This window comes from Bacillus sp. JJ634, assembly GCF_036962285.1.
Taxonomy (GTDB): Bacteria; Bacillota; Bacilli; order Bacillales; family DSM-1321; genus Peribacillus; species Peribacillus asahii_A.
This window is the reverse complement of record NZ_JBALMU010000082.1, coordinates 1-5,600: the sequence shown is the minus strand read 5'-3', so window position 1 is coordinate 5,600 and position 5,600 is coordinate 1. Positions and strand designations below refer to the sequence as shown.

Annotated in this window: 4 protein-coding genes and 1 other annotated feature; of the genes, 3 read left to right on the top strand and 1 reads right to left on the bottom strand. The window is 40.2% G+C overall.

Annotated elements, in window-relative coordinates; all coding sequences use genetic code 11:
• Positions 1-418 (top strand): LysM peptidoglycan-binding domain-containing protein (locus V7068_RS13345; protein ID WP_499713192.1); only part of this gene is annotated, 418 nt, incomplete at its 5' end.
• A 469-nt stretch (positions 419-887) separates the two neighbouring features.
• Positions 888-1,928 carry a spore coat protein YsxE gene (gene ysxE, locus V7068_RS13340; protein ID WP_499713191.1) on the top strand — a complete coding sequence of 347 codons (1,041 nt, stop codon included), beginning with the start codon at positions 888-890 and terminating at the stop codon, positions 1,926-1,928.
• A gap of 49 nt (positions 1,929-1,977) precedes the next feature.
• On the opposite strand, the gene V7068_RS13335 is transcribed toward ysxE, so the two are convergent.
• Positions 1,978-2,172 carry a YszA family small membrane protein gene (locus tag V7068_RS13335; RefSeq protein ID WP_373995307.1) on the bottom strand — a complete coding sequence of 65 codons (195 nt, stop codon included), beginning with the start codon at positions 2,170-2,172 and terminating at the stop codon, positions 1,978-1,980.
• A 173-nt stretch (positions 2,173-2,345) separates the two neighbouring features.
• Positions 2,346-2,576 (top strand) — a binding site (T-box leader).
• Positions 2,577-2,754: 178 nt separating this feature from the next.
• On the opposite strand from V7068_RS13335, the gene V7068_RS13330 reads away from it, so the two are divergent.
• Positions 2,755-5,406 carry a valine--tRNA ligase gene (locus V7068_RS13330; protein ID WP_499713190.1) on the top strand — a complete coding sequence of 884 codons (2,652 nt, stop codon included), beginning with the start codon at positions 2,755-2,757 and terminating at the stop codon, positions 5,404-5,406.
• Positions 5,407-5,600: the final 194 nt, after the last annotated feature.

Sequence of the window (5,600 nt, the reverse complement as noted above, 5' to 3'; positions counted from 1 at the left end):
AAAAGTAGAAGAACAAAAGGCGGAGCCGGTCCTTGAACAAGAAGTACAAGAGGAGCTAGAAAAAGTTAACTTACTGCATTTAGTGAAAAAGAGAGAGGTACCTTCTGTTATCGTTCAACAAGATAAGCGAGAGCCACAGCAAGAAGAGGAGAAAAAAGTGGAGAAGTCTGAGCAAAAAGCGAGGACCAATGAATCTCAACCTCTTTCGATTATGGACTTTTTCAGTAGAAAGCAAGAAGAAGAGCATGTAAAAGTAAAGGTTTGTATTGTGCAACAGGGAGAAACAATTGATGACCTGGCAGAGCGTTATTCAGTCAATCCGCAAACATTGCTTCAAAGCAATGAGTTAGAACCGCATCAAGATATTTATGAAGGGCAAGTCTTGTATATTCCGAGATCCGCCTCGTATAAAAACTAATTATTACGCTAGAACAGTGAGCAGTGAAGCTGCTTGCTGTTTTTTCTACAGGAAAGAAACAAACCTTCATCAGCTAGGGCTTCATCCCTTACTGATGGTTAGCCACGTTCTATGGTCACTAAGATTTCGTGCTTCGCTTCAATCAAGTGCCTGTACGAACCTAATTGGTTGAAAATTGCAAAGGTACGTTTCACTTTATCTCACCAATTGAATCTTTACTACAAAAGTGAGGCGACTGTTCACATAAGATGAAATGCGGCGTGGCTCGGTTTGCCATAGAGCATGACAGCTTATGACCTCGAGGGGGGGGAGGATCCACAGCTAGACGAGGGCAGTTGTACCCCGCCTATCTTCCTTGTTTCTGAAAAGCTTGAGGCCTTACTGCCTGTTAAGTGCGGGATAAAATGTCAATATGTTTTAGTAGCAGCTCCAGGTGCCTTACGCTTTTCTTAGGAAAGTGAGTGATGTTATGACGGAGAATTCACATGCTGAAACGATAGCGGTTTTGCAACAATATGCACTTCATATTCAATATATTGAAGACTTTGGACGTGTAAAGAAAATTTATAGTGACCGCGGTGTATTTGCTTTAAAATCGATTTCGCCTCATGTTGGCATTGATTTTATCCGTAATGTTCAAACGTTGTATCAGCGTGGCTATAACAGAATTGTGCCAATCTATCAGTCAAAAGATGGGCGTTATGCGGTTCTTCATCATAATAAACTTTATTATTTAATGCCGTGGTTGGAAAGTTTAGAAAGCGGAGAACGAGATGTGCGACATAAGCAAATGTTTCGAGAGTTAGCACGGATGCACAGCCTTTCTATTAAAGAGATTGAAGTAGATAAGGAGGATAGGGAGGCGCATTATGAACGTACGCTTCATGCATGGGAAGCGCAGCAAGAGTTTCTAGATGAATGGATCGTAAGCTGTGAGAAGAAATGGTATATGTCACCGATGGAAATGCTGTTTTGTGTCTATTACAGCGATCTTTCGCAGGCGCTGACATATTCAATTAAGAAGTTTAAGGAGTGGTTTGAACAAACGAAGGAAGAAGAGAAGGTTCGCACGGTTGTAACACATGGAAAAGTGTCATTGAAGCATTTTGTTAGTGATAATCGGGGTTACGGTTATTTTATTAATTTTGAAAACTCACGGGTAGCGCCGCCGCATTTCGATATACTTCCTTTTCTTGTAAGGTCGATGAAAACATTTCCGATTCAATGCGATGATTGTGTGGATTGGCTATATAATTATATTCGCTATTTTCCGTTAAAAGAGGATGAAATGTTATTGATGCAAAGCTATCTTGCTTATCCGGGATCAGCTCTTGATGCGGTTAAAAATTACGTGGAACGAAAGGGGAATAAAACGGAACTAGATTCAGTAAAGGAACTTCAACGTCAATATTGGTTTTTAAAGAATGTTGAATATGTTGTCATGAAGATAGAAGAAATCGAGAATCAAAAGAAGGCGGCTGCTAAAGAAGCACAGTCACCTCAAAGTTAGCTCAAAAAACATGTTTGGAGTCAACCATTCATGTTTTTTTGTGCTGTCATCAATTTACATAGAAGAACGCAGCGAGAAAAATAAACAAGGCCAGCAATAGAATATCGATGAATGTCGGAAAAATAAGTGTTCGAATCGCTTGAAAGATTGTAAATGGGACAATAAATTGCTGTACGACAACACTCGCTTTCTTGGTCCAAGGAGGGAGATTGTTTGGGTTAAATTTCTTTTGTCGTTTCATCATTATGTCATCCTTTATATCGTCTTGCTTCATCATATGGGGAAATGCGGAGAAACGTGAAGAGGCTGTCACGGATAGATGCTTCTTGTATAGAATAATAAAAAAACGGAAAGAATGATTGACGATATCCTTTGTTTTTATGTACTATAGATTATGTGTTTAAAAAATACATATTGCGTAAAGCGAAGATCGGAAATAGTATGATGAATGGCGCTTTTCAGAGAGGAAACTATAAGCTGAGAGGTTTCTAAGTAAGCAGCATCAGAAGTCGTCCGTGAGCAATTTTCGTGAACAACTGCAGTAGCGAAAATCGGTAAACAACCGTTATTTTATTTGAGAGCCGGAAAAGGTTTATTTGCTTTTTCGGAAAAAAGGTGGCACCGCGAACAACTTCCTTCGTCCTTTTGTGATGATGGGAGTTTTTTTGTGGAAAAGGGGCGGAACTCCGCAGAAAATATACGTAGTCCTGAAGTGTGAGAAATAAGTGATTTCGCTGTGGTCTTATATGAATGCGTTCGTGCCGCTTTTGTTCTGTGCTATCATTTTTAGTAATCATGGTAAGGGATTATATAGGAGGGACTTATAATGGAAGAAAATCAAATTTCAATGCCGACGAAATACGATCCACAGTCGATTGAGAAAGGTCGTTATCAGTGGTGGTTAGAAGGAAAATTTTTTGAAACAACAGGCGATGATCAAAAGGAGCCATATACAATCGTTATTCCACCGCCAAACGTAACAGGCAAGCTTCACTTAGGTCATGCTTGGGATACGACGCTGCAAGATATTTTAACGCGTATGAAAAGGATGCAAGGTTATGACGTGCTTTGGCTGCCAGGTATGGACCATGCCGGGATTGCTACTCAAGCAAAAGTAGAGCAAAAGCTGCGTGAGGAAGGCGTTAGTCGTTATGATTTAGGACGCGAGAAATTCGTTGAAGAAACGTGGAAATGGAAAGAAGAATATGCGGGTCATATTCGTGCGCAATGGGCGAAGCTAGGTCTTGGTCTTGATTATACACGTGAACGTTTTACTTTAGATGAAGGGTTATCAAAAGCCGTTCGTGAAGTATTCGTAAAATTATATGAAAAAGATTTAATTTACCGCGGGGAATATATTATTAACTGGGATCCAGTGACGAAAACAGCTCTATCTGACATTGAGGTTATTCACAAAGATGTTCAAGGTGCTTTCTATCATATGAAGTACCCATTAGCAGATGGCTCAGGTTATATTGAGGTAGCTACAACTCGTCCAGAAACGATGTTAGGTGACTCAGGGGTAGCTGTTCATCCTGAAGATGAGCGCTATAAACACTTAATCGGCAAAACGGTTATTCTTCCAATCGTAGGTCGTGAAATCCCTATTGTTGGTGATGATTATGTAGATATGGAGTTCGGTTCAGGTGCGGTTAAAATGACGCCAGCGCATGACCCTAACGATTTCGAGGTTGGAAACCGTCATAACTTAGAACGCATTCTTGTGATGAACGAAGATGGAACAATGAACGGCCGTGCAGGTAAATATGAAGGAATGGACCGTTTCGAATGTCGTAAGCAAATTGTGAAAGATTTACAAGATGCAGGTGTATTATTCAAAATTGAAGATCATATGCATTCAGTTGGACATTCTGAGCGCAGCGGTGCTGTAGTTGAACCATATTTATCTACACAATGGTTTGTTAAAATGCAGCCACTTGCTGATGCAGCAATCGAATTGCAACAACAAGGTGATGACAAAAAAGTTCATTTCACACCAGATCGTTTCGAAAAAACATACTTACGCTGGATGGAGAATATCCACGATTGGTGTATTTCTCGTCAGCTTTGGTGGGGACATCGTATTCCAGCTTGGTATCATAAGGAAACAGGTGAAGTGTATGTTGGTACAGAAGCACCTGCTGATAGCGAAAACTGGGAACAAGATAAAGATGTATTAGATACATGGTTTAGTTCAGCATTATGGCCGTTCTCGACGATGGGCTGGCCAGATGCAGATGCAGCGGACTTTAAACGTTATTACTCAACGGATGCGCTTGTAACAGGTTATGATATCATCTTCTTCTGGGTGTCACGAATGATTTTCCAAGCGATTGAATTCACAGGTGAACGTCCATTTGAAAATGTCTTAATTCATGGTCTTGTTCGTGACGAGCAAGGACGTAAAATGAGTAAATCTCTAGGTAACGGTGTCGATCCAATGGATGTCATTGATAAATATGGGGCTGACTCATTACGTTACTTCTTATCAACAGGAAGCTCTCCAGGTCAAGATCTTCGTTACAGTAACGAAAAAGTAGAGTCTGTATGGAACTTCTCGAATAAAATTTGGAACGCATCTCGTTTCGCCTTAATGAACATGAACGGCTTAACGTATGATGAAATTGACTTAAGCGGTGAAAAATCCGTAGCAGATAAATGGATTTTAACGCGCTTAAATGAAACGATTGAAACGGTTACACGTCTTGCGGATAAATATGAGTTCGGTGAAGTAGGGCGCGCGCTATATAACTTCATTTGGGATGATTTCTGTGATTGGTATATTGAAATGGCGAAGCTTCCATTGTACGGTGAAGACGAAGCCGCGAAGAAAACAACGCGCTCCATTCTTGCTTATGTGTTAGATAACACGATGCGCTTATTACATCCATTCATGCCATTTATTACGGAAGAAATTTGGCAAAACCTGCCGCACCAAGGAGAGTCCATTACAGTAGCTGCTTGGCCAACGGTAAATCCTGCATTAACAGACACGGATGCAGCTGAAGAAATGAAGCTTCTTGTTGAAATCATTCGCGCAGTACGTAATATCCGTGCTGAAGTGAATACACCGATGAGCAAGAAAGTAAACTTAATTTTAAAAGCGAAAGATGCGAACATTTCAGCCATCTTAGAGAAAAATGCAAGCTATATCGAACGTTTCTGTAACCCAGAAGCATTAACAATTGGTGTCGAAGTAGAAGAGCCAGCTCAAGCGATGACAGCTGTTGTAACAGGAGTGGAGCTTATTTTACCGCTTCAAGGCTTAATCAACATCGATGAAGAAGTAAAACGTCTAGAAAAAGAACTAGATAAGCTGAACAAAGAAGTAGAACGCGTTCAGAAGAAACTAGGAAATGAAGGCTTTGTGAAGAAAGCGCCAGAGAAAGTAATTGAGGAAGAACGTGCAAAAGAAAAAGATTACGTTGAAAAGCGTGATGCCGTGATTCATCGAATTAATGAATTGAAACAATTATAAAAAAAGGAAGAACGAGTGGATGTGTGAAGGCTCGTTCTTCCTTTTTTTTGTGCGGAGGGTACGGAGAGTCAAGCGGGGAAAAGGGGGTGCGAAAGTGTGACCAATTATTTTTGGTTAGTAACGATAGATGAACTTTTTATGTAAAGAAATGTTACCTATCAATATGTGTTATAAAATGTAACATCTATAAAAGG